The sequence below is a fragment of the Sorangium sp. So ce726 genome (assembly GCF_051521405.1).
Lineage (GTDB): Bacteria > Myxococcota_A > Polyangia > Polyangiales > Polyangiaceae > Sorangium.
The window spans coordinates 2,362,066-2,386,673 of the sequence record NZ_CP150349.1; the positions used below are offsets into that span (position 1 = coordinate 2,362,066).

The 24,608-nt window shown below is 70.6% G+C and carries 20 protein-coding genes; 14 read left to right on the forward strand and 6 right to left on the reverse strand.

From position 1 onward, the window contains the following. Positions 1-278 precede the first annotated feature (278 nt). Positions 279-1,580 carry an efflux RND transporter periplasmic adaptor subunit gene (locus tag WME79_RS08930; RefSeq protein WP_437534203.1) on the forward strand — a complete coding sequence of 434 codons (1,302 nt, stop codon included), beginning with the start codon at positions 279-281 and terminating at the stop codon, positions 1,578-1,580. Between the two features lie 44 nt (positions 1,581-1,624). Further along, entirely contained in the window at positions 1,625-4,858 is a 3,234-nt protein-coding gene (locus tag WME79_RS08935; RefSeq protein WP_437534205.1) for an efflux RND transporter permease subunit, read from the forward strand. 73 nt (positions 4,859-4,931) lie between these two features. Here WME79_RS08935 and WME79_RS08940 read toward each other — a convergent pair whose 3' ends face one another. Next, positions 4,932-5,855 carry a S1C family serine protease gene (locus WME79_RS08940; protein ID WP_437534206.1) on the reverse strand — a complete coding sequence of 308 codons (924 nt, stop codon included), beginning with the start codon at positions 5,853-5,855 and terminating at the stop codon, positions 4,932-4,934. On the opposite strand from WME79_RS08940, the gene WME79_RS08945 reads away from it, so the two are divergent. The 8 genes from WME79_RS08945 (at position 5,854) to WME79_RS08980 (ending at position 15,325) form a co-directional block, all read left to right on the forward strand. Further along, positions 5,854-6,111, forward strand: coding sequence for a hypothetical protein (locus WME79_RS08945; protein ID WP_437534208.1), 258 nt, complete (start codon positions 5,854-5,856; stop codon positions 6,109-6,111). The genes WME79_RS08940 and WME79_RS08945 overlap by 2 nt on opposite strands. Positions 6,112-6,201: 90 nt before the next feature. Further along, positions 6,202-7,935, forward strand: coding sequence for a DUF885 domain-containing protein (locus WME79_RS08950; RefSeq protein ID WP_437534209.1), 1,734 nt, complete (start codon positions 6,202-6,204; stop codon positions 7,933-7,935). A 77-nt stretch (positions 7,936-8,012) separates the two neighbouring features. Next, a complete protein-coding gene (locus WME79_RS08955) occupies positions 8,013-8,540 on the forward strand; it encodes a hypothetical protein (RefSeq protein ID WP_437534210.1) in 528 nt (175 codons plus the stop codon). A gap of 384 nt (positions 8,541-8,924) precedes the next feature. After that, complete coding sequence (locus WME79_RS08960) at positions 8,925-9,299, forward strand: hypothetical protein (RefSeq protein WP_437534212.1); 375 nt, start codon at positions 8,925-8,927, stop codon at positions 9,297-9,299. 263 nt (positions 9,300-9,562) lie between these two features. Beyond that, positions 9,563-10,706, forward strand: a protein-coding gene (gene prfB / locus WME79_RS08965) for a peptide chain release factor 2 (RefSeq protein WP_437534213.1) whose coding sequence is annotated in 2 segments (ribosomal slippage) — positions 9,563-9,631 and positions 9,633-10,706 — 1,143 coding nt in all. Because the reading frame shifts where the segments join, the coding sequence is not laid out codon by codon here. Continuing rightward, a complete protein-coding gene (gene lysS / locus WME79_RS08970) occupies positions 10,703-12,424 on the forward strand; it encodes a lysine--tRNA ligase (RefSeq protein WP_437534215.1) in 1,722 nt (573 codons plus the stop codon). The genes prfB and lysS overlap by 4 nt, the downstream gene beginning before the upstream one ends. Then, positions 12,421-14,583, forward strand: coding sequence for an FtsX-like permease family protein (locus tag WME79_RS08975; protein WP_437534216.1), 2,163 nt, complete (start codon positions 12,421-12,423; stop codon positions 14,581-14,583). Before lysS ends, WME79_RS08975 begins: the two co-directional genes overlap by 4 nt. A 7-nt stretch (positions 14,584-14,590) precedes the next feature. Then, the gene (locus tag WME79_RS08980) at positions 14,591-15,325 is read left to right on the forward strand and encodes an ABC transporter ATP-binding protein (RefSeq protein WP_012234271.1); all 735 of its coding nucleotides are present in this window, start codon (positions 14,591-14,593) and stop codon (positions 15,323-15,325) included. Here WME79_RS08980 and WME79_RS08985 read toward each other — a convergent pair. The 3 genes from WME79_RS08985 to WME79_RS08995 form a co-directional block, all read right to left on the reverse strand. Beyond that, positions 15,314-17,395 carry an FAD-dependent oxidoreductase gene (locus tag WME79_RS08985; RefSeq protein ID WP_437534217.1) on the reverse strand — a complete coding sequence of 694 codons (2,082 nt, stop codon included), beginning with the start codon at positions 17,393-17,395 and terminating at the stop codon, positions 15,314-15,316. The genes WME79_RS08980 and WME79_RS08985 overlap by 12 nt on opposite strands. Before the next feature lie 196 nt (positions 17,396-17,591). Then, the gene (locus WME79_RS08990) at positions 17,592-18,635 is read right to left on the reverse strand and encodes an arginine N-succinyltransferase (protein WP_437534219.1); all 1,044 of its coding nucleotides are present in this window, start codon (positions 18,633-18,635) and stop codon (positions 17,592-17,594) included. Between the two features lie 197 nt (positions 18,636-18,832). Next, positions 18,833-19,576: a shikimate dehydrogenase gene (locus WME79_RS08995; RefSeq protein WP_437534220.1), complete on the reverse strand. Its 744-nt coding sequence runs from the start codon at positions 19,574-19,576 to the stop codon at positions 18,833-18,835. A 149-nt stretch (positions 19,577-19,725) separates the two neighbouring features. Here WME79_RS08995 and lepB point away from each other — a divergent pair, with 149 nt between their 5' ends. Beyond that, the gene (lepB, locus tag WME79_RS09000; RefSeq protein WP_437534221.1) at positions 19,726-20,460 is read left to right on the forward strand and encodes a signal peptidase I; all 735 of its coding nucleotides are present in this window, start codon (positions 19,726-19,728) and stop codon (positions 20,458-20,460) included. Between the two features lie 9 nt (positions 20,461-20,469). Here the strand turns inward: lepB and ftsH are convergent, their stop codons facing one another. Next, a complete protein-coding gene (gene ftsH, locus WME79_RS09005; protein WP_437534222.1) occupies positions 20,470-22,293 on the reverse strand; it encodes an ATP-dependent zinc metalloprotease FtsH in 1,824 nt (607 codons plus the stop codon). A 202-nt stretch (positions 22,294-22,495) separates the two neighbouring features. On the opposite strand from ftsH, the gene WME79_RS09010 reads away from it, so the two are divergent. The 3 genes from WME79_RS09010 (at position 22,496) to WME79_RS09020 (ending at position 24,002) form a co-directional block, all read left to right on the forward strand. Beyond that, on the forward strand, positions 22,496-23,023 hold the full coding sequence (locus tag WME79_RS09010; protein WP_437534224.1) for a hypothetical protein: 528 nt from the start codon (positions 22,496-22,498) through the stop codon (positions 23,021-23,023). A 65-nt stretch (positions 23,024-23,088) separates the two neighbouring features. Beyond that, the gene (locus WME79_RS09015; protein WP_437534226.1) at positions 23,089-23,331 is read left to right on the forward strand and encodes a hypothetical protein; all 243 of its coding nucleotides are present in this window, start codon (positions 23,089-23,091) and stop codon (positions 23,329-23,331) included. Positions 23,332-23,333: 2 nt separating this feature from the next. Further along, positions 23,334-24,002, forward strand: a complete 669-nt coding sequence (locus WME79_RS09020) for a sigma-70 family RNA polymerase sigma factor (RefSeq protein ID WP_437534228.1) — start codon at positions 23,334-23,336, stop codon at positions 24,000-24,002. Between the two features lie 36 nt (positions 24,003-24,038). Here the strand turns inward: WME79_RS09020 and WME79_RS09025 are convergent, their stop codons facing one another. Further along, the gene (locus WME79_RS09025; RefSeq protein WP_437534229.1) at positions 24,039-24,458 is read right to left on the reverse strand and encodes a hypothetical protein; all 420 of its coding nucleotides are present in this window, start codon (positions 24,456-24,458) and stop codon (positions 24,039-24,041) included. Positions 24,459-24,608: the final 150 nt, after the last annotated feature.

The window sequence follows — 24,608 nt, forward strand, 5'->3', positions numbered from 1 at the left end:
GGCGTGTGCGCCCCGCAGCCGGGCCCTCTGCGCCTCTTTTCGGGAGGGTGACCCGCGATTCACCCGCCTATTTCGTCGCCGGCCGCCGGCGGCGCGACCCGGCGCACATCTCTCAGCACGTTTTTCGCGGCCATGGCGGCATGAAGTGCGAGAGGGACGGAGACCTTGTCCGGAACACCCCCTTGATGACCGGCCGGTCAGCACCCTAGTGTGTTGCCCGCCAGCTTTGCTCCTGGACCGCACCGGCAGGCGCTGGCAAAGAACCGGGCGGACTCCCCATGACACATCCTCCTTGCGGACCCGAGCGCCATATCGCTCGATGGGCTCTCGGCGCTCGTAGCGCCGCATCGAATCACTCCCGCGCCGCCGTCGTCGCGGCGCTGCTCGCTGCGCTCGCGGTGCCCACGGTGATCGGCTGTCGCCGCCCCGAGGCGGACGCGCAGCCGTCGCCGGCGCGCGACACCGCCGCGCCACGCCAGAAGCCCGCGGTGCACTTCGGTAAGGTGACCGCGCGCCCGCTCGCGCAGACGCTCGACATCAGCGGCACCCTGGTCGCCGACGAGACGAGCGAGGCGGCGACGCAGGTCGGCGGCCTGGTCGTGAGCGTCGCGATCGACGTGGGCTCCCGGGTCAAGAAGGGCGATCCGCTCGTCGTGCTCGACGCGCGCAACGTCGCGCTCCAGTCCCAGGCCGCGTCCGCGGCCGTCGCGCAGGCGCGGGCCAAGCTCGCGCTGCAGGACGGCGCGTCGCCGAAGGGGATCGATCCCGACCAGGTGCCGGAGGTCCGGGCCGCGAAGCAGAGCATGGAGCTCGCGAAGTCCGAGGCCGAGCGCGTGAAGCAGCTCTACGACCAGGGCGCCGTCCCCCAGTCGACCTGGGACGCGGCGCGCACGCAGGCCCAGAACGCGACCGCTCAGTACGAGGCCGCGGTCAACGGCATCCGCGCGACCGTCGCGGCGCTCACGTCCGCGCAGGCGCAGGCGGGGCTCGCCTCGAAGGCGGTGCTCGACACGACGGTGCGGGCGCCCTTCGACGGCGCGATCGCCGAGAAGCGGATCAGCGTCGGCGAGTACGCCAGCCCGGGCCGCGTCGTGGCGGTCGTGGTCCGCGACAACCCGCTGCGGCTGCGGATCGACGTGCCCGAGGCGGACATCGCGAACATCGAGGTGGGCAAGCCGGTCAGCGTCTCGGTCGCCTCCTTCCCCGATCGCCTGTTCCCCGGCGTCGTGAAGCGGATCGGCGCCAGCCTGAAGGCCTCGTCGCGCACCCTGCCCGTGGAGGCCGAGTTCGACAACAGCGAGGGCAAGCTCCGCCCCGGCCTCTTCGCGCAGGGTCAGCTGACGCTGACCGGTGAGTCAAGAACGGCGATCCTCGTCCCCGAGTCGGCGGTCGGCACCTCCGGGACGAGCGCACGTGTGTTCGTGAAGTCGGGCGATCGCGTGACGGAGCGGCTCGTCAAGCCCGGCCGCAAGATCGAAGGCCTCGTCGAGGTCGTCGGTCCCCTCGCCGAGGGGGATGAAATCGCGATCGACAAGGTGAGCGAGCTGGCGGACGGCATCGAGGTCGCGGCGGCGCAGTGAGCCGAGCGCACCGCGCGCCTCATTACTGAAGAAAGGTAGCGACCATGCAATGGCTCGCGGCAATCTGCATCCGTAGGCCGGTTTTTGCCTCGGTGATCGTCCTGCTCCTCACGGTGCTCGGGGCGTTCTCCTACTTCGGTCTCGGCGTGGACCGGTTCCCCAAGGTCGAGTTCCCGTTCATCGTCGTGACGACCGTCCTCCCCGGCGCCGCGCCCGAGGAGGTGGAGACGGAGATCTCCGACAAGATCGAGTCGGCGGTCAACACGATCAGCGGCATCGATGAGCTGCGCTCCGCCTCGGTCGAGGGGCTCAGCCAGGTCATGATCTCCTTCCAGCTCGAGAAGGACGTCGACGTCGCCGCGCAGGAGGTGCGCGACAAGGTCGAAGGCATCCTCGCGGATCTGCCGGAAGGGATCGATCCTCCGGTGGTCGGCAAGCTGGATCCGGACGCCGCGCCGATCCTCACGCTCGCCGTCTCGTCTCCGAAGGCGGACGTCCGCGCGGTGACGGAGTTCGCCGACAAGACGCTCCGGCGCGAGCTGGAGTCGCTCGCCGGTGTCGGACAGGTGCTGCTCATCGGCGGCCGGAGCCGGCAGATCAACATCTGGATCGATCCGGAGAAGCTCGAGAAGTACGCCCTGACCGGCGGCGTGGTGGCCCAGGCGCTGGCGAGCCAGAACGTCGAGATCCCGGCCGGCCGGATCGAGCAAGGGGGCAGGGCGCTCACCCTGCGGACGCGCGGCCGCGTCCAGTCGGTCCAGCAGATGGCGGACATCGTGCTCGCGAACCGCGACGGCTACGCCGTCCGGCTCGGCGACGTCGCGGAGGTCCAGGACGGCATGGCGGAGCCGGAGTCCGCCGGCTTCCGCGGCCTCGATCCCGCCGTGCTCCTCAGCATCCGCAAGCAGAGCGGGACGAACACCGTCGAGGTCATCGACGGGCTGAAGGCGCGGATCAGCGAGGTGGAGAAGCGCCTCCCCGAGGGGTACAGCATCGCCGTCGCCCGCGATCAGTCGGAGTTCATCAAGAACTCTGTCCACGCCGTCAAGGAGCACCTCGTGCTCGGCGCGCTGCTCGCCGCGATCATCGTCGCGCTCTTCCTCGCGAACGCCCGCAGCACGATGATCTCGGCGATCGCCATCCCGACGAGCATCATCTCCACGTTCGCCCTGATGAAGGTGGCGGGCTTCACGCTCAACGGGATCACGCTCCTCGCGCTGACGCTGGCGGTCGGCATCGTGATCGACGACGCGATCGTCGTCCTCGAGAACTGCTACCGCTGGATCGAGGAGAAGGGCGCGAGCCCGTGGGAGGCGGCGCTCCAGGGCACGAAGGAGATCGGACCCGCGGTCCTCGCGACAACGCTCTCGCTGATCGCCGTGTTCCTCCCGGTCGCGTTCATGAGCGGCATCGTCGGCCGCTTCCTGAACTCGTTCGGCCTCACCATGGCGTTCTCGATCCTGGTCTCGCTGATCGTGAGCTTCACGCTGACGCCCATGCTGTCGGCGCGATGGCTGAAGAAGCCGGAGAAGCACGACGCCGCCAGCTCCAAGGAGTCGCGCTTCTACGGGCCGATCGAGCGCGGCTACATGGCGCTCCTCCGCTGGTCGATGGCGCACCGCTGGGTGATCGTGCTCGCGTCGCTCCTGGCGCTGTTCTCGATCCCGGTGCTGGGGAAGATGGCCAAGTTCAACTTCCTCCCGGTCGAGGACGAGTCGCAGTTCCAGGTCAGCATGCGCGCGCCCGAGGGCGTGAGCCTCGACGGGACGCGCGTCATCGCCACGCGGATCGCGTCGGACATCGAGAAGCTCCCCGGCGTGTCCTACACGCTGACGACGATCGGCGACGATCCGCAGAAGACGCCGAACCTCGCCACCATCTACGTGAAGCTCAAGCCGGCGGATCAGCGCGCGCTGTCGCAGCAGGACCTCATCGATCGCGCCCGGCGAGAGCTCAAGCCGCAGTTCGACGCGGAGAAGCTCCGGGCGAACATCGGCGTCGTGCCCGCCTTCTCCGGCGGTCAGAGCACCCAGATCGCGTACCAGGTGCAGGGCCCTGACCTCCAGAAGATCGGCCACTACTCCGACGCGCTGCTGCAGAAGCTCAAGGCGATCCCGGGCGTCGTCGATCCGGACACGTCGCTGCTCGTGGGCAAGCCGGAGATGCGCGTGGTCATCGACCGCAAGAAGGCCGCCGATCTCGGCGTTCAGGTCGGCGACGTGGCCAGCACCCTGCGGCTCCTGGTCGGCGGGTACAAGGTGTCGACCTACAACGAAGGCGGGGAGCAGTACGAGGTGCGCGCGCGCGCGCTGCCGAGCTTCCGCTCCGACAAGGAGGGCCTCGCGAAGATCACGGTGCCGTCGACCAAGCTCGGCGCCGTGACGCTCGACAACGTGGTGTCGTTCTCCGAGGGGACGGGCCCGTCGCGCATCGAGCGGTACAACCGGCAGCGGCAGGTCATGCTGACCGCCAACCTCGAGGCGGGGTACTCGCAGCAGACGGTCATCCAGGAGCTCGACAAGGCCGTGTCGCAGATGAACCTCGCGTCCGGCTACTCCGCTGGCCCCGTCGGCGCGTCGAAGGAGCTCGTCAAGATGATGAAGAGCTTCCTCGTCGCCCTCCTCCTGTCGCTGGTCTTCATGTACCTCGTGCTCGCGGCGCAGTTCGAGTCGTGGCTGCACCCGATCACGATCCTCCTGTCGTTGCCGCTGACGGTGCCGTTCGCGTTCATCGCGGTCATCATCTTCCGGCAGTCGCTCAACATCTTCTCGCTGCTCGGCATCGTCGTGCTGTTCGGCGTCGTGAAGAAGAACTCGATCCTCCAGATCGATCACACGATCAAGCTGCGCGAGCACGGCTTGCCGCGGGCGCAGGCCATCCTGGAGGCGAACCGCGACAGGCTCCGGCCGATCCTGATGACAACGCTCGCGTTCGTCGCCGGCATGATCCCGCTCGTCGTCTCGAGCGGCGCCGGCTCGGGCACGAACCGCGCGACCGGCTTCGTGATCATCGGCGGGCAGACGCTGGCGCTCCTCCTGACGCTGCTCGCGACCCCGGTCGCCTACTCGCTGTTCGACGACGTCTCGTCGTGGCTCAAGCGGATCCTGCCCTTCATGCGGGGCAGCGACGATCAGGGCGAGCCGCGCGAGCCGCGCGGGGCGGGGGAGGACGGCGTCGCTCCGGCGGGGGATGGGGTTGTCGCGGCAGGGCACCGCGGCGCCGCGGCGCGCGCCGTCGTGCACGACGCGGGCCGGCCGGCGCCGGCGCAGCTCGACTAGCAGTACCCCGGCAGCGCTCCGGGGCCGCGGCGCGCCGCGCCCGGCCCCCTTTGCTACCGCGGCGAGGCGCCGCTCACTGTGCCTCGCCGTGGACCTTGCGCAGGATCACCTCAAGCAACCCGTCGAACGCATCGCGCATCGCCCAGGCCTGGGCGGCCTCGTCGTCGAGCCCGGCGGCCTTGCGCCGGCCCTCGGCGAGCGCGTTCTTGGGGCCCCTGCACGTGGAGCCGAGCCGGCGCTCCATGTCGAGCGAGGCGCCCGCGTAGATGTGATAGCAGGACGCGAAATCCCCCTGGTTGTAGAGGGGCGAGCCGACCTGGATCGCGCCGTCCATCGTGCGCGCCAGCACGAGCAGATCACCCTCGGTGCAGCCGCGGAGGATCGCGAGCGCGTGGTGGGGCACCGCTCGCTTGACCGCCGGCAGCCCTTCCTCCTCGTCGGCCGTCTCGGCCGCGAACGTCGAGAGCGGGACGGGATCGGGGCGCACGAGCAGCCGCTTGAGGTAGTCGGCGGGCACGCCGAAGTTGAGGTTCTGCCCCTGCGTCGAGACCGCCGCGGCGACGCCGATCACCTCGCCGTGCTCGTTGAACAGCGGGCCGCCCGAGGAGCCTGGCGCGATCGGCGCGGAGATCTGCAGCAGCGTCAGCTCCGGATCCACGACGCGGACCGCGCTCACGAGGCCGTTCGACACGGTGTCCGCGAGGCCGAGCGGATGGCCGATCGCGACGACCGGATCGCCGGGACGGACCGCGCCGCTGTTGCCGAGGGAGAGCAGCGGGAGCCTCCGCGGCGCGTGGATCCGGACGATCGCGAGATCCCGAGCCTCGTCGAACGCGAGCACCTCGAGCACCGGGTGCTCGCTCTGATCCGAGAGGACGACCTTGAGGTCCGGCATCCCGGCGACGACGTGGAAATTCGTCGCGATCCAGCCGTCTTCGCGGACGAGGAAGCCCGCCCCGAGCGAGCCGTCGCCGCGGATCGTGACGACCGCTGGCATGGCGCGCGCCGCGATCTGCGCTGGCGTCATCGCCGCGGGCTGTGACGCGGAGATCGCCGGCTGGCTTGCCGAGCTCGAGGCGCAGCCGAGCGCCGCGATCGCCGCTGCAGCGACGAGCGCCGAGGCGCGCGGCCAGACGGGCCGCTGCGGGGGTCGGGGGCGCGATGGAGGAGCGGCGCAGGAGCGCCGGTCGTCGTCATGGAGCTCGCCTGGCAGGCTGCGGTGGTTCATGTCGCTCCCCGAGGCCGCCGCGTGAGCGACCTCCCTCCAGCAAGCGTAACGAAGACCCGACGGATCGTCTCGCGCGCCCGGAGAAAATCCGGTCGTCGCCGCATATGCTGTCGCAGTGAGCCAAGACCACGACGCGCGCGATCCGATCTTCGCCCTCAGCGACGAGTTCGTCGAAGCCTTCGCTGCCCGCTGCCCTGCCCATGCCACACTCGCGGGCATCCCCTGCGACGAAGGCGCCTGGAACGACTGGAGCCCGAGCGGCGCCGCGTCCTGGGCCACCACGGTCGCGTCCTTCCAGGAGCGGCTCCGCTCGCTGCCGCCGCCGCGCCCCGGGGCGGAGGCGCGGTGGGGTCGCCTCGCACGCCGTGTCATGGCGGATCACCTGGACGAGCGGCTCGACGATTTCCGTCACGGCGAGCACCTGCGCGATCTCAACAACATCGAGTCGGCGTTCCAGCACCTCCGGATGGTCTTCGACCTCATGGATGTCCGCAGCGCTGCCGGCTGGGAGGCCATCGCGTCGCGCCTGGAGAGCCTGCCGCGCGCGTGCGACAGCTACCGCGCGTCGCTCGAGGAGGGGCGCCGGACGGGCCAGGTCGTCGCGCGTCGCCAGGTGTTCGCCGTGATCGAGCAGGCGCGCTACCAGGCGGGCGACGCGTCGTTCTTCCTCACCCTGCCGGCCGCTTACGAGGCGTCGGGTTGCGGCGCGGGCGCCGGTCGCGCGCGCGTCGCCGCCAGCCGCGCACGCGTCGCCGACGGCGTCGAGCGGGCGCGCGCCGCGTTCGGCGAGTTCGCCGGCTACCTGGAGCAGACGTACCTGCCGAGCGCGCGCGCCGCAGACGCCGTGGGAGAGGAGCGCTACCTGCGCCTCTCGCGCCGCTTCCTCGGCGCGAGCATCGACCCGATCGAGACCTACGCCTGGGGGTGGTCCGAGGTGCACGCCATCGAGGCCCAGATGGCGCGCCTCGCCGCCGAGATCCTCCCCGGCGCGTCGCTGCCCGAGGTGATCGATCTGCTCGTGACCGACCCCACCCGGAGCGCGCAAGGCGCCGACGAGTTCCTCCGCATCATGTCAGAACGCCAGCGAAAGGCGCTCGCCGAGCTCGACGGCGTGCACTTCGACATCCCGGCGCCCATCCGCCACATCGAGGTGAAGCTCGCTCCGCCGGGCGGCGCGCTCGGCGCCTACTACGTGCCCCCGAGCGACGGCTTCAAGCGGCCCGGCACCGTCTGGTACGCGCCCGGCACGAAGCAGGCGTTCCCGCTCTACGAGGAGATCACCACGGCGTACCACGAGGGCTTTCCTGGCCATCACCTGCAGTGCGCGCTCCAGGTGCACCTCGATGACCGGCTGAGCCGACTCCACCGCTTCCTGGTGACGAACTCCGGCCACGCCGAGGGGTGGGCCCTCTACGCCGAGCAGCTCATGTACGAGCTCGGCTATTTCGAGCGCCCCGATTACGTGCTCGGGATGCTCTCGGGCAAGCTGACGCGCGCCTACCGCGTCGTCCTCGACATCGGCATGCACCTGGAGCTGCCGATCCCCAGGGACGCGCCGCTCCACGCCGGGGAGCCCTGGCGCTACGAGATCGCCGTCGAGTACCTCCACCGGCGGGCCTTCCTCCCGCCGGATCACGCGCACAGCGAGGCGACGCGCTATCTGGGCTGGCCGGGGCAGGCGATCTCCTACAAGGTCGGCGAGCGCGTCGTCCTGGAGCTGCGCGACACGCTGCGGCGCCGCCAGGGCGACGCCTTCGATCTGAAAGCATTTCACGCCAGGGTCATCGGCTCCGGGTCCGTCGGGCTCGACCACCTGCGCGAGATCGTGCTCGACGACGCCGCGCACTGAGCGCTCGTCAGACACGCGCGCGTCGCCCGCCCGCTTCGCGCCTCGACGCGCGGCCACGCGCGTGCCAATCGACGCGGGTGAGCGCTCTCCCAGCGAACGAAGCTCCTGCGGCTCGGCCGGATGGCTCGGACCTCTGCACCGCGTGCGGCCTCTGCTGCACGGGGCTGCTCTTCGACGTCGCGCCGCTCGAGGAGCACGAGCTCCCGCGGGCCGAGAAGCTGCGCCTGCCGCTCGCTTGCAATCAGTACCACGACGCCTTCAGCCTGCCGTGCCCCTGCCATCTCGACCGGAAGTGCACCGTCTACGAGATGCGCTTCTCCGTGTGCAGCAGCTACGAGTGCGGCCTGCTCCGGCGCTGCAAGGCGGGCGAGGTGCCGCTCGGCGAGGCGCTGTCCCGCGTCGAGCGCGTGCTGCGCCTGACGGACGCCGTGCGCGCGCGGGTGCCGCCGCTCGTGCCGCCGCGTCCGCTCTGGGACGAGGCCCGCGAGCACCTCCGCCGGCGTGACGCCGAGGACCCGTCGCCGGCATGGCAGGGCGAGCGGGGAGCGCTCGTCGCCGCGCTCGGTGAGCTCCGGGTCGCATGCAGGGAAGGGCTCGATCCGTAGCGCCGGCGCCTCGCGAGCGCCGCGGAGGTGTGGAGCGCGGATGCGCGGGAAATGGTCTTTCCCAGGCTCGGAGTCCAATCCGCGGGTCGCTCCAACGTGCTTTGAACATCTAGCTCTCTCTATATCCGCAACGATCTCCAGGGCCCGAAGGACACCGACGAGCGCGGAGACTCTCATGCTTCGTCCAGGCCGAGCGTGATCCGCCCTCGGCTGCGCGCGCCGCACCCTCGTCAACATGCTTGTCTCGGCCTCCCGGCGGCCGGCTCCACGCCGTATATACGACCCATGGAACCGACGATCCGCCGGCTGACCAACAAGTATTCTGCCATCGCTGCAGTGATCAGCTTCGTCACTCAGCCCATTCCTGGCGCAGATGAGTTGATCGTGGTTCCCATTCATTACTCCTTCTCCGTGTCGCTGACCCGGCGCCGGGGCGTGCCGCTCCGCAGGGCTCCGTGGCTGCAGGTGAGCAAGATCATCTGGGGCGGAGCGGCCGTAAGGCTCTTCGCCAACTTCACGCTCGGCCTCGTCCCGGTCGCCGGTCTCTTCTCCAATGCGGTCACCGCCATCGCCTTGACGGAGTTCCTGGGCCGCTACCTCGACGCCGCGCTGAGCAGCAAGGCGCCGCCTCCTGCGGTCTCCCTCCGGGCCCTCAGGGATGCCCTGCGGAACCCAAGGCGAGCGCGGAGGGCTCAGCGGCTCTGGTCCGGGATCCGCCGCGCCGTCCGGCAATCCGTCCCTGCGCCGACTCCTGGTTGAGGCGCCTTGTCGCGCTGGCCGGGAAGAGCGGAGCTCGCGCGGCCTCGGGGCGTCCGGCGGTCGTGACGCGGTCCACGGCCAAGGAATCCGCGGCGCCGGGTCATCCGCCGCACCCTCTCCCGCCCGCGCGCCGCGTTGGAGAGCGCGTCGCCGGCGCGCCCGACGTGGGCCCGGCGTGGAGCCGCATCGGTCCGCCCGCGCGCGGCGGTCTCGCCTGGCGTCTCTCCTGGCGATCGCCGCCCAGATCGAATAGATCCCCGGCCATGCTCTCCGAGACCCGCGAGAAAGTCCTGGACATCAAAAGGCGCTTTGAGGCGCTAAGGGGGCATCTTTGACGTCCCCAAGCTCGAACGGATGCTCCAGGACCTGACCCAGACGACGCTGTCGTCGGGGTTCTGGAACGATCAGGAAAAGGCCCAAGCTGTCCTCCGCAAGCGCGCCCAGGTCGAGTCGAAGCTCGAGGTGGCGCAGCGGCTCGGCCGCGAGATCGAGGATCTCGCGGAGTACCTCGAGCTCGGCGCTGCCGAGGGCGACGAGGGCGTCATCGCCGACGCCGACGCGCAGGCCGACGCCATCGCCGGGCGCCTGCGCAAGGTCGAGCTCGATCGCATGCTGTCTGGCCCCGCCGACCGCGGCAACGCCATCGTCAGCATCCACCCGGGCGCCGGCGGCACCGACGCGAAGGACTGGGCGTCCATGCTCCTCCGCATGTACCTGCGCTTCTGCGAGCGCCGCGGGTACAAGACGGAGATCATCGACTACCAGGACGGCGATGAGGCCGGCATCGACGCCGTCACCCTCACGGTGAGCGGCGACGCCGCGTACGGCTATCTGCGCTCCGAGGCCGGGGTCCACCGCCTGGTCCGGATGAGCCCGTTCAACGCCGATCACACGCGCCAGACCGCGTTCGCCGCCGTTGAGGTCACCCCGGACAGCGACGACGAGATCAACATCCAGGTCAACGAGAAGGACATCGAGATCACGACGATGCGCGCCGGCGGCAAGGGCGGGCAGAACGTGAACAAGGTCGAGACCGCCGTTCGCCTGCGGCACCTCCCGACAGGCCTCAACATCGTGTGCCGCGCCGAGCGCAGCCAGCACCAGAACCGCGCGATGGCGATGAAGGTCCTCAAGGCGAAGCTGTACGAGATGGAGCTCCAGAAGCGGGACGCCGAGGTCCAGGCCTACAACGCCGCGAAGAGCGCCATCAACTTCGGCAGCCAGATCAGGAACTACGTCCTCGCGCCCTACCGGCTCGTCAAGGACGTGCGCACCTCCACCGAGGCCACCGACGTGGACGCCGTCCTCGACGGCGATCTCGAGGGCTTCATCGAGGCCTACTTGCTCGCCGCGGCCGGCGGTTCGCTCAGGAAGGGCGGCTCCGTCGCGGAGGACGACGCTCCGTGAGCCAGCAAAAAGACAGACCGAACGACAAGAAGACCGAGCGGCTCGTGAAGGAGGCCGCCGAGGCCGCGCGCGCCGAAGAGACGCTGATCGCCACCCGCAAGGCGAAGGCGGCGCGCCTCCGCGCCCGCGGCGACAACCCGTTCGCCAACGACGTCACGGAGGGCGAGCCGCTTGTCGAGCTCGCGGCCGTCCGCGCCCGCTTCGACGGGGCGCGGGCCGCGGCCGAGCCCAGGCCCGAGGGCGCGGCGCCCGAGCGGCCCGGCGCCGCCGCGGCAGATCGCTACGATCCAGCGCGCGTCGAGCCGGTCCCGTTCCGCGTCGCGGGTCGGGTCCTCTTCGTGCGCTCGTTCGGCGGCGTCACCTTCGTCCGGCTGCGCGACCGCACCGGCGAGCTCCAGCTCTACTGCGAGCAGGGGAGCCTCGCCGATTTCGAGCGGCTGGAGGACATCGATCTCGGCGACTTCGTCGAGGCCCGGGGCGTCGCGATGGCGACGCAGAAGGGCGAGCTCTCGATCCGCGCCGAGCGCCTCCGGCTGCTCACGAAGGCTTACCGCCCGCTGCCGACCAAGACGAGCTTCAAGGACGTCGAGTCGCGCTACCGCATGCGGTACGTCGATCTCGTGGCCAACCCGCACGTCGCGGGGGTCTTCCGCGCCCGCACGGCGATCGTCGCCGCGCTGCGCGAGTTCCTCGACGCGCGCGGCTTCCTCGAGGTCGAGACCCCGACGATGCACACGCTCGTCGGCGGCGCGGCTGCGAAGCCGTTCAAGACCCACCACAACGCGCTCGACCTCGGGCTCTTCATGCGCATCGCGCCGGAGCTCTTCCTGAAGCGGCTCGTGGTCGGCGGCTTCGAGCGCGTCTACGAGATCGCGCGCTGCTACCGGAACGAGGGGCTGTCGACGCGGCACAACCCCGAGTTCACGATGCTCGAGTACTACCAGGCGTACGCGACGTACGAGACGCTGATGGACGCGACCGAGGCGATGCTCCGCCACGTCGACGCCCGCCTCGCCCAGCGGCTCCCGGCCGAGCACGCGACCTGGGCCGCGCAGCGCACGTACTCGCTCGAGCGCTTCGAGCGTGTCCCCATGGCCGAGGGGATCGCCCGCGCCCTGGCGAAGTCGGGCCTGCCGGCCGACGTCCCGCAGCGCGTCGCCGCGGACGACGCCCCGATCAAGGAGTGGGCGAAGGCGGCGAAGGCGGCCGGGCGCGAGATCGACTGGACGAACTTCCGCGCCGGCGCGAAGAAGTGCGAGTCGCCCGGTGAGCTCGTCTTCTGCGCCTACGAGTACGTGGTCGAGCCGTTCCTCACGAGGGACTACCGCACGGAGTCGGGCGACAAGAGCGTCCCTGTCTTCATCATCGACTATCCCTTCGAGGTCTCCCCGCTCGCGCGCAAGAAGGACAGCGATCCTTCGCTGGTCGACCGCTTCGAGCTCTTCATCGACGGCCGTGAGCTCTGCAACGCCTTCAGCGAGCTCAACGACCCCGAGGACCAGGACGCGCGCTTCCGCGCGCAGGTCGAGAAGAAGTCGCGGGGCGAGGAGGAGACGATGGATTACGACGCCGACTACGTCCGCGCCCTGGAGCACGGCCTCCCGCCGACGGCGGGCTTCGGCATGGGGGTCGATCGCCTGACGATGCTCCTCACCGGCGCGACCTCCATCCGCGACGTCATCCTGTTCCCGCTCCTCCGTCCCGAGACCGACGCGTGATCGAGCTCTCCAGGTCGTTGCAGGCTGCGCTCCTCGCCGCCGTCGCTCTGGGCATCGTCCTGCTCGCCTGGCGGGGCTACACCCGCTTCGACAAGAAGGGCGAGCTGGAGCCGCGGCGCCCCGGCGTCGTGCGCGGCGGGGTCGTGGTCGCGCTCACGGGCGCCAGCCTGCTCGCGCTCACGCTCATCGCGTCCAGCGGGCGCGCGAAGGGCCTCGCGCTCATCGGCGCGTTCTTCTCCAGCAATACCGAGTTGATCGCCCAGCTCGTCGCCTCGCTGGTCGTAGGGGGTGCCCTTCGGCTGTTCCGGGCCAGAATGACCGCGGACAACGCCCGGTGGCTCTCCGGCAGGTGGGGGTCCAAGGCCCGCGTGGGCCTCCGCGTGCTCGGCCTGGTATCCCTGCTCGCCGCGCTCGCGATCGTCGTCCTCTGGGTCGCGGTCCTGCCCATCCACCCGACCTTCAGGTGGATTCTTGGAGGCGTCCTGCTCGGCGCGGGCACGGGCTACCTGGTCGCCGGGAGCCGCCCTGTCCGCAAGGGGCTCTATCGCGCGCTCGGCTGGTGGTGGGGCGCGATCGTCGGCGTGGCGTTCGGTGTCACCGCGACGCTCACGGCCAGGATGCCCGTCGGGAAGGGCGCGTCGTTCAATTCCACGGATCAGATCATCCGTTTCACCGCGCTCGTCTCGAGCGTCGTCTTCCTGTTCTTCGTGCTGTCGGCGCTCCTGCCGATCGCCCTCGACGCGCTCGAGCGCCGGAGCTTCGTGCCCCACGTGGCCGCGCGCCACGTGCGCGCCTCGAAGAGCGGCTTTCTCACGGTCATCTCGGTCCTGTCGATGGCCGGCGTCGCCGTCAGCTCGTGCGCCCTGTGCTCGGTGACGAGCATCATGGGCGGCTTCGGCGCCGACCTGAAGCGCAAGATCCTCGGCAACAACGCGCACATGGTCGTCGACGCCTCCCGCCCTGGCGGCTTCGGCAACTGGGACGACAAGCTCACCCAGGTGCGCGTCGCGCTCGCGCCCTACGGAGGCGCCGCGACCCCGGTCGCGGCCGGCGAGGCGATGGGCTCCAGCGCCTCGAACACCGCGGGCGCGCTCGTCCGCGGCATCGATCCGGACACCATCGGGCAGGTCATCGACCTCGCCAAGAACATCGAGGTCGGCAGCTTCGACTACCTGCGCGAGCCCGAGAGGCTGACGAGCCTGCCTCCCGAGGAGGTCATCGGTCGAGGTCCGGGCGGGGAGCCGTACTTCAAGGGGCCGGACTTCCGCCAGCCAACGGACGTCGACCCGTCGGTGCGCGACTACCTGAAGCAGCAGACGCGCGTTTACCCGGGCGTCATCATCGGCCGCGAGCTCGCGAAATCGCTGCACGTGCTCGTCGGGGACGAGGTGACCCTCCTGTCGCCGATGGGCGAGCTCGGTCCCACCGGCGTGATGCCGCGCTCCCGCAAGTTCCGCGTGGCGGCGATTTTCTATAGCGGCATGTACGAGTACGACGTCACGCACGCGTACGTCTTGATGGAAGAGGCGCAGAAGTTCTTCAGCCTCGACGACAAGATCACCCATATCGACATCCGGGTCCCGGATCCCGAGCGGGTGCAGGAGGTCCGCCCGGCCGTGGAGGCGGCCGTCGCCGCGAGCGCCGCGCTCGACGAGGCGCCGGAGGGCGGCAAGCCGCCGCCGCAGCTCCGCGTCCGCGACTGGATGGAGATGAACAAGAACCTCTTCAGCGCGCTCAAGCTGGAGAAGATCGCGACGTTCATCATCCTGTCCATCGCCATCGCGGTCGCGAGCTTCTGTATCGTCTGCACGCTGCTCCTCATGGTGACCGAGAAGGGCAAGGAGATCGCCGTCCTGAAGGCGCTGGGCGCCTCGGACAATGCGGTGATGCGCGTGTTCATGCTCGAGGGCGTGATCATCGGCGCCATCGGCACGATCTACGGTGTCGGCACCGCGCTCGCGGTCTGCACGGGCCTGTACTGGTTCGGTGTCCGGCTCGATCCGGACGTCTATTACATCGACCGGTTGCCCGTGAACGTGAACCTCTCCGACTACGCGATGGTCGCGGTCGCGTCGATGCTCATCTGCACCATCGCCACCATCTACCCGGCCCGCGCCGCCTCGAGGCTCTCTCCGGTCGACGGGCTCCGCTACGAGTAATCACTCCATGTCCACTCCGCTCGTCGTCGTCGAAGACCTCCGCAAGACGTTCGTTCACATGGGCCGCGAGCTCCACGTGCTCTGCGGCATCGACATCGTCATCAACCAGGGCGAGGTCGTGGCGTTTGTGGGCCCCTCCGGCGCCGGCAAGAGCACGTTCCTCCACTGCATCGGCACGCTGGACCTCCCCACGAGCGGCCGCATCCGCCTCGGCAACGACGAGCTCACCGGCCTGCCGGGCTCGCGCCTCGCGGCGATCCGGAACCGGACGATCGGCTTCGTCTTCCAGTTCCACCACCTGCTCCCCGAGTTCAACGCGGTCGAGAACGTGATGATGCCGGGCCTCATCCAGGGGAAGACCCGCCGCGAGATGGAGCCGCTCGCGCGCTCGCTGCTCGCCGAGGTCGGGCTCGCGGCGCGCGCGACGCACCGGCCGGGGGAGCTGTCGGGCGGCGAGCAGCAGCGCGTGGCCCTGGCGCGGGCGCTCGTCCTGTCGCCGAAGCTCCTCCTCGCCGACGAGCCGACCGGGAACCTCGACACCGCGACGAGCGACTCGATTCACCAGCTGTTCTTCGAGATGAACCGCAAGCACGGCACCACGGTCGTGGTGGTGACGCACAACCTCAGCTTCGCCGAGTCGATGCCGCGCGTGGTGACCATGCGCGACGGGACGATCGAGAGCGATCGAATCGGCAGCGAGCGCGCCGCGGCCCTCGGGTACCGCGATGGCTCAGCGGGATAGCCGCTCGCTCAGGAGCTCGGCCGCGCGCAGCGACATGGCCATGATGGTCATCTGCGGGTTCACGCCGAGCGACGAGGGGATCGCGCTTCCATCGCACACGTAGAGCCCGGCGACGTCGTGCGCCTGATGGTCCAGCCCGAGGCACGATGACCGCGGATCCACCCCGATACGGCACGTCCCGAGCGGGTGGAACGCGGCCACGTCGAGGTCCCCCGCCTTGATCTGCCGCGCCTTGAGCCGCTCCAGGTCCGCGGGGCCGTTCACCTCGTCGCAGCCGGCGACGAGCGGCAGGACGCGCCGCGCCCCCGCGGCCAGGAACACCTCGCAGAGCAGCTCGACCCCGCGCTGCATCTTGGCGACGTCCTCCCGGTTCATCGTGTAGAGCACGAGCGGCGTGCCGCCGATCCCGGGCCTCACCTCGCCGCGGCTCGTGTCCTTGATCATGAACCCGAACGTCGCGAGGTGCGGGTATCGCTCCATCAGCTCCGTGTAGCGGTGTCCCGTCCAGGGCACGGCCAGCGCGGCGACGTCGAAGGGGAGCGAGCCTCCCTCGAACATCAGCCCTTCATCGGCGAAGTGGTCAATCTGGTAGCCCTGCGGGATGCCTTGCCACTGATCGATCCGCTCATCGAAGAGCGCCATCACCTTCGAGGCCGGGTGGATCGAGAGGTTCTTTCCCAGCGCGCCGCTCGACAGGCACGCTCCGCTCCGGCGCAGGAGCAGCGGCGTCATCAGCGCGCCGCCGGCCACGACGACGGCCTCCGCCCTGACCACGAGCCGCGGCTGCCGCCCTGCGCCGCTCGCCGCGCGGTCGCCGTTGCCTCCGGCCCTCGTGTCACCGCCGAGCACTGCAGTCGCCCCCCGCGCGCGGCCCGCCACGAGTTCGATCGTCCTGACCCGCGCCGCCGTGATGAGCTGCGCGCCCCGCTTCAGCGCCTCGGGTACGTAGCTCACGTCGGTCGAGCGCTTGGCCCCTGTGGGGCAGCCGAAGCAACAGATCCCCTGCCCATCGCAGTCCGGCGCGTTGCGCTGGAGCGGCCCGTGCCGCAGGCCGAGCCGCTCCGCACCGCGCCGGACGATCGGCCCGATCGCCCCGAGGTGCAGCGGGTCGGCGGGGGCGACCTGGAGCATACGCTCGACGCGCTCGTAATAAGGAGCGAGCCCGCCGGACGAGAACTCCGCCGGGAGCCCCATGCCGTCTCGCCACGACGCGAAGGTGCTCTCCGGAGCCCGGTAGCAAGTACCGGAGTTGATCACGGTGCTCCCCCCGACGGCGCGCCCCGCGAACACGGGGATATTCACGTTGCCGAGCGTCATGTCGAGCCCGTGGTCGCGGTACATCTCCCGGTACGCGCGCGCAGGCCGTCCGGTGAAGCTCGAGCGGCGGTGGAAGTCGCCCTCCTCGAGCATGAGCACCGCGTGTCCGCGCGACGCGAGCTCGTAGGCCGCGGCCGCTCCGCCGGCGCCGGTGCCGATCACGAGGACCTCGCACTCGAGCTCCAGGTCCTCCTCGACCTCGCGCCCGTCCGTCACCTGCGCGAGCCAGCGCGGCGCCTCGTCGCGCACGGTGGGCAGCTCGTAACGGCAGCCGACGTGCTTGAACATCTCGGGCCGGTCGTAGTGGACGAACCGGAGCGGCGTGAGCGCGGCGCGGAGCAGCGAACGCAGCGTCCGCGCCCGGCTCTGCTCGAAGCCGCGGAGCACCTCCATCCGCTCCTCGATCGGCAGCGCCGACAGCGGCCTGAGCCGGAACGGCAGGGGGGCGAGCTCTATCGCCCACAGCGCCGCGCGCAGCCCCTGGGCCAGGTGCGGCGGGATCGAGCCGAGCCAGGCCGCGAGTCGGCTGGCGGTCGCGGCGCCTGCGCCGTCGAGGAAGCGGCCGGGCGGCATCGCCGCCTCGGCGAGCGCGGCGGCGATACGCATCTCCCGCCCGGAGAGCCTGGGCTCTGCGCCGCCCTTTGCCTCGGGGGCCCTCTCCGCGCCGGCATCCTCCCTCGGTGTCCCGGGCCAGCGTTCCCTCCGCTCCAGCGCGGGCAAGCGCCCGAAATCGAGGTCCAATCCAAGGGTCATGGTCCTCCGAACCGCTCGTGAAAACTTCTGTTAATTCTGTAGCAACAGAATCGTCACGGTGCAAGGCGGCCTGATCCGCTGGTGGACATGGCGTGCATGCGGGCTGATCCGCTGGTTTCGCGCGTGCCGGACGTGACGCGCAGGCGGGCTGAGCCGCTGGTCTTGCGCGTGCTGGACGTGGCGCGCAGGCGCCCTGTCACGGCATGGGCAGGACCCAGATCGGCGAGCGAGGCTGGAGCTCGAGGTGCTTCCAGGCGTCCTCGGCGATCGCCATGCCGAGCTCTCCCTCATCGCGGAGGCTCGCGGCGACCGCGCGAAAATAAGGGGCGTCTGGGCGCTCGATCGCGAGGATGCCCTTCGGATCCGACGGGCTCGGGGTGAACGGGCGGCCCGCCTTCGCCCGGCGCGTATCGCTCACGAGCGAGATTTCGTCCATGCGGGCAGTGAAGTGCGGCCCTCCGTCGAACGGATCGACCCTGTGGGCATAGCGGAAGCCGATGCGGCGGAGCAGCTTCTCCACCCCCCGGGTCTGCGCCCCGACCTTCCCGATCACGCGCTGCGCGTCCTCGGGCAGCAGCGAGGCGTAGATGGTCCCCTCCGGGAAGAGCCCCTTGATGAACTCCTTGTTCTTCTTGGAGAGGAGATCCGCGTCGGCATAGCTCATGTCGGTGAACTTGCGCCCGAGCGCTTCCCAGAGGTGGCTTGTCCCATCCGGCTCGAGGGGGGGCATCAGCTCCGCGAGGATCTCCTCCTGGAACAGCGCGGATCGCGCGGCCATGTAGAGGAAGCGAACATAGGAGATCATCGTGCCGAGCCGCTCGGGCCCTTGCCGGTACTCCGGCATGAGCACGAGCCCGCCGATCTCCGTGGGGCCGTTGTACGAGTAGCCGATGCGCAGCACGGTATGATGGAAGTGCTTGTCGATCGTGGCCGAGTACTTCTCCTCGTCGAGCACGTCGAAGAAGATGTAGGGGACGCCGCGCCGGCCGAGCTGCGCGATGATCATCGACGTCCCGACGATCATGCCCTTGTCGCCCTTCGTCAGGTCGACGAGGACGAAGACGTATTGGCGGAGGCGGGAATCCTGGATCGTACCGTTGAAGCTCTTGTGGCTCTCGGCGACGATCTCGTGGATTGCGTCACGGTTGTTCGGCAGGTTGACCGAGTTCAGGTGGCGCGCGACATAGAGGAGCTGTTCCTCGTCGCCGGTCACGGCTGCGCGTATCTCAAACGAGACCATCGCCGGAAGCCTACGCGTGGCGCCCGTCCTTGGCCATTGCTCCGGAGGCCGTGCGCGCGGCGCAGAGCGGCGGTCGCCGCGCACCTTGCCGGCCGGACAGGCGCCAGACAGCGCGAGCCTGGCGCGGGACGTCGCGCGCGTCAGCCGAGCTGAGCGCGCGACGCTTCGTCCGTGGCGTCGAGCGGCGGCTCCGCGCGTCAGCCGAGCTGAGCGCGCAGCGCTTCGTCCATGGCATCGAGCGGCGGCTCCCGCCCGGTGTACAGCCGGAACTGCTCTGCAGCCTGGTGGAGGAGCATCCTCCCGCCGTGAACGGCGATCGCTCCGCGCCGCCGCGCCGCCGCCACGAGCTCCGTGATCATCGGCTTGTACACGATATCCATCACCAGGAGACCTTCCCGCAATACCACCTCCGGGACAGGGCTTCGCGGATCGACCTCGGCCATGCCGAGCGACGTGGCGTTCACGAGGACGCCGTGGTCGGGCGAGAGCGCCGCTGCGTCGAGCGGCACGGCCGCGCCGCCGACCGCCGCCGCGAGCTGCCGCGCCTTCTCGAGATCGCGGTTCGCCACCGTGACGCGGGCGCCGCGCTCCGCGAGCCCGAACGCGACCGCGCGCGCCGCGCCGCCGGCGCCGAGGAGCATCACCCGCGCGCCCCCGAGCTGCGTCACCTCCTCGAGCGCCCGCACCGCGCCGATCCAGTCGGTATTGTACCCCCTCAGGCGCCCGTCGTTGTTCACGATCGTGTTGACCGCGCCGATCCGCTCGGCGACGGGATCGAGCTCGTCGAGCAATGGAATTACCGCCTGCTTGTAGGGCATCGACACGCCGAGGCCGCGGATCCCGAGCGCGCGCATCCCTCGCGTCGCGCCTTCAACATCGGTCACCGCAAAAGGGATATAGGTAAAATCGAGTCCCAGCGCGCGGTAGCCGGCGAGGTGCATGGCGGCCCCTGTCGTTACCGGATGACGCGACATTGATCCGCAGAGTGTGAGGCGGCCCAGAGCTTGGGAGAGTGGTGCAGTCGATGAAGTGCAGCCGTGCATGCAGCGAAGCTGGCTTGTCTCGAGCGCGGATGCTAGCCCCGCCAGAGATGAGCGAGCCCAGCGTTCCCCGGCCGGCGGTGGAGGCCGCGGCGGTGTGCCTCCCGCCCGACAAGGCCGGACTTTTCACGCTTCGATCCGATCGCGCGCTCGCGCAGCGCGCCTACCAGACGGTCGCGCCGTTCGGTCGGAGCCTCCTCAAGATCCTCGCGGCGCTCGCGATCCTCACGCTGGGTCGCTCGACCCTCGCGGACCAGTACCACGTGCCCACCGGCTCGATGTGGCCGACGATCGCCCCGGGTGATCGCATCCTTGTCGACAAGGTCGCCTACGGGCTCCGCGTCCCGCTCACGGATCATTACCTGTTCGAGCGCAGCGGACCGAGCGCCGGCGAGGTGGTGCTCTTCGCGGATCCGCGCGGCGGCTCCACCCTCCTCGTCAAGCGGGTGATCGCGCTCCCGGGTCAGACGGTGATGCTCCGGCAAGGCGTGCTGTACGTCGACGGCGCGGCGCAAGCGCTCGAGCAGCTCGGGGACGGCACGAGGGTGGAGCACCTCGGCGAGGTCACGCACGCGGCAGGCGAGACCGACTTCGACGCGTTCGGTCCGGTCGTCGTCCCGCCGGACCACCTCTTCGTGATGGGCGACAACCGCGCCGCCTCGCTCGACAGCCGGGCGATGGGGGCGGTGCCGAGGGAGCTCCTGCGCGGCCGCGTGCTCCGCGTCGTCTATCACTATGACGCCGCGGGCTTCGATCTGTCCCGCGCGTTGCGGAGCGTCGACTGAGCGGCTGCTCTAGGCTTCCCCTCTTGCGACCATCTCCCTGAGCTCATCGCCGCTCAGGGTCTCGACCTCGTAGAGCCGGGCGGCGATGCGCTCGAGCGTCTGTCGGCGCCCCTGGATCAAGGCGCGCGCCCGCGCCTCCGCGTCCGCGAGGATCCGCGCGACCTCCGCGTCGATCGCGCGCGCGGTCGCGTCGCTGCACTCCCGCGGGCCTGCGCCGGACGGCATCGCGCCCTGCGCTTCGCCGAGGAACGACAGCGGCCGGCGCGGCTCGAGCGCCGAGAGCCCGACCCCCTGGCCCATCCCGAGCTCGCGGACCATGCGACGCGCGAGGTCGGTCGCGTTGAGCAGATCGTCCTGCGCGCCGGTCGAGAGGTCTCCGACGGCCTCCTCCTCGGCGACGCGCCCGCCCAGCAGCACGACCAGCCGATCGAGGATCTCCTGCCGGCTCCACAGGTAACGATCCTCGCGCGGCTGCTGGATCGTGTACCCGAGCGCGCCCGGCCCCCGCGGCACGATGGACACCTTGCGCACCGGATCCTGCGTCGGCAGCAGCGAGGCCGTCAGCGCGTGCCCCACCTCATGGTAGGCGACGACGAGCTTCTCGCGCGCTCCAAGCCGCCTGCCGCGGCGCTCGAGCCCCGCGAGCCCGCGCTCGATCGCCGCCTCCAGGTCGCTGTGTCCCACCGCCTCCGCGCCGCGCCGCGCCGCGAGAAGCGCCGCCTCGTTGACGATGTTCGCGAGGTCGGCGCCGACGAGCCCCGCGGTCTGCGCGGCCACGGCGTCGAGATCCGCGCCAGGATCGAGCGCCACCTTCTTCGCGTGCACCGCGAGGATCTCCTTCCGTTCGGCGAGGTCGGGCCGGTCGATGTGCACCCGGCGGTCGAACCGCCCTGGCCTGAGCAGCGCCGGATCGAGGATCTCGGCGCGGTTCGTCGCGGCGATCACGACCATGGCCGTGTGCGCGTCGAACCCATCCATCTCGGTCAGGAGCTGGTTGAGCGTCTGCTCCCGCTCGTCGTGGCCGCCGACGGAGCCGCCGAGGCCGCGCACCTTGCCGACCGCATCGAGCTCGTCGATGAACACGAGGCAAGGCCCCTTCTCGCGCGCCTGGGAGAAGAGGTCGCGCACGCGCGCGGCGCCGACGCCGACGAACATCTCCACGAACTCCGACCCGGTTGCGCTGAAGAAGGGGACGCTCGCCTCTCCCGCGATCGCTCGAGCGAGCAACGTCTTGCCCGTGCCGGGCGGCCCCACGAGGAGCACCCCTCTGGGCATCCGCCCGCCGAGCTTCTCGTAGCGCTCGGGCGCTTTGAGGAAGTCGACGATCTCGCCGAGCTCCGTCTTCGCCTCGGCGTTGCCGGCGACATCGCGGAACGTCGCGATCGCGCCCCGCTCCTCGTAGAGCCGCGCCTTGTGCTTGCCGAAGGCGGTCGCGGCGCCCGAGATGGTCCCCGCCGTCGTCGCACGGCGCGACGCGAGGTGGCCCATCGCGGCCAGACCGGCGAGCGGCAGCAGCAGCCAGAGGTACGGCGGCAGCACCAGCTCGTCCGCGACGCGCGTGTACAGGATCCCTCGCCGGTCGAGATCGGCGAGCAGATCCTTCTCGGTCTGCTCGATGCGCCCCGTGCGGTAGCTCTGCGGCGCGCGCGCGCTCAGGCCGGGCACCGCGCGCCCGATGTACATGTCGTCCCGGATCTCGATCTCGGCGAGCTCTCCGTTCTCCGCGAGCGAGCGGAAGCGCGCGTACGGGATCCGGCCGTCGGACGCCGCCATCACCTGAAGCAGCAACGCCGAGCCGAGCACCAGGACGAGAACAATCCAGAGCGACCGCATGCTCCCGCCTCCGCACGGACAGGCGACATGGCCGGCGAGGCCGACCTGCCGTCACGGTGCGCCCTGCACGGAGCCTGCCAAGGCGGCCCGTGCACCCTCGCGGCAAGCGCGGCAAGCCGAGGCGTCGCTCGATCCGCCGCGCAGCGCCGAGCGCGCCCGGCGCGGCATGGACGCCCGGCGCGAGCCGATCAACCCTCGCTGCATGGGGAGAGCTCTTTTCTTGATCATGGTCATGGGTCCGCTGTCGACGTTGCTGCTCGGGTGCGGAGGGGCCTCGCCGCCTCCGATCGAGCAGCCCGAGCCCGCGCGCTCGGAGGAGCCGTCGCTGACGGCCGAGCCCACGAGCGATGCCGCCCAGGGCGCCGAGGCGCGGGAGGCAGACGCAGAGCCCGGCGCGGCGGCGCCGGCGCCGCCGCCGCGACGCGACGACTCGGTGCCCGACGACTACGCGCTCATGCATGGCGACTGCGTGGAGCTCGGCAAGCGGCTCACGGGGCTCACGCGCTCGGAGCAAGTCGCGGCGCTCAGCGCCAAGCTCACGGCGGAGCAGCGGAGCGAGACCGAGAAGAAGATCGACGCCGTCGCGGCCACGCTGGGGGATCAGTACGCGCGGTCGTGTGAGCAGAACGTCGGCAAGAGCGTGGATCCGAAGTCGCTCAAGTGCGCGTTCGACGCGCGGACCGTCAAGGTGTTCGAGGCCTGCCTCAACGGGTCGCCGTCGGCCCAATGACGCCTCGGCGATGCGGCGAGCGGCGGATGACGGCGCGCGCTGTGCAGATATAATGGTCATCACCCATGGACGCTTCGCTCCTCGATGACCCCTGGATCGCCGCTCAGGTCGACGCCGCCGTGGCGCCCTACGTGGGGCGCCTGCCCGCGCACGAGATCGCGTGGATGCGCGAGCAGCTCGCGGAGGTCTTGCTGCACGACGAGGAGGCGAGCCGCCTCCTGCGGCGCGCGCATCCGCGCGAGGTCGACGAGAGCGGCGAGCGGGCGTTCGGGGTGCTCGGCGCAGCGGAGCGCGCCAAGGCGGGATAGCGGTGCGCACTCCGGAAGACCGGCTCCTCGCCGAGGGGCTCGACCTGCTTCAGCTGGTCGCGAAGCGCATCGCGCGCCGTCTGGGCCGCCGCATCCCGGTGGAGGACCTCGTCGCGCTGGGGCACCCGGCGCTGCTCGAGATCGTGCGGACGCACGATCCGAGCCGATCCACCTTCGAGGCCTACGCCAAGAGGAAGCTCCGGTGGGCCATCTTCGACGGCGTCCGGAGGGAGACGCGCTGGCGTTCCGCGGCCGCGCGGGCCAGCGCGCTCGCTGCGTCGGCGCGCTTCGCGGAGGGGCGCGGGGCGGAGGACGACGCCGACGCGCCTGCCACGCAGGAGGCCTACGCCGCGCGGCTCGGCGATCTGCTCGCCGGGCATGCGGCAGCGATGGCGCTCGGCCTGCTCTCGGGTCACGGGGACATCGCTGCCGTCCCCGACGCCGCGGACGACCCGGAGGAGCACGCCTCTCGCGCCGAGCTCGCGCAGGCCGTGCGTCACGCCGTGCGCGAGCTCCCGGAGCGCGAGCGCACCCTCGTGGAGCGCCACTACTTCGACGACGAGCGCTTCGATCAGATCGCGCAGGATCTCGGGATCAGCAAGAGCTGGGCGAGCCGGCTGCACAGCCAGGCCATCGAGCGGCTGGGTGAGCTGCTCCGCACAGCGCGCTGAGGCGCGGGCGCCTCGCCGCCCGCCGGCGGATGCCGGTCAGCGCTGCCGGCTCTGGAACGAGCGGAGGTACGGGGCCCGCTCCTCGTCGCTGACCGGCTCGTTGCTGATCACCCGGTGGTCGCGCGGCAGGAAATACACGAGCCGGACCGTCATGTGATCCTTCGCGACGGTCAGCTTCCCCTTGCGACGGAGCTCCGCGGCCTCCGCGAAGCTCTGCACCTTCGGATCGTAGGCGATCATGTGCAGATCGGACCCGAACGGCGTGGGCAGCTCTTCCACCTCGACGATCTTGTAGATGCGGATCCCTCCGCTCTGCTCGGCGGCTGCGACCACGGCGCCGATCACCAGATCCTTGCCCGTCGGATCGGAGGTCTCGGGCACCGGGGGGGCGCGGTCACATGCAGGCGCGAGCGTCAGGATGCCGGCGCACATGGCGGCGAGCGCGATCGACCTCATGGGCGCTGAATAACATCGATGCCACCCGGCGCAAGCGGCGACCGCGGGTTGCGCGGGGGCCTGCATGCCAGGCGGGGGGTTCGGGCGTTGGTGGCGCGCTGCGACGTCGCTCGCCGCCTCGCAGCTGTGTCGTGGTAGACGGCGCGTTCG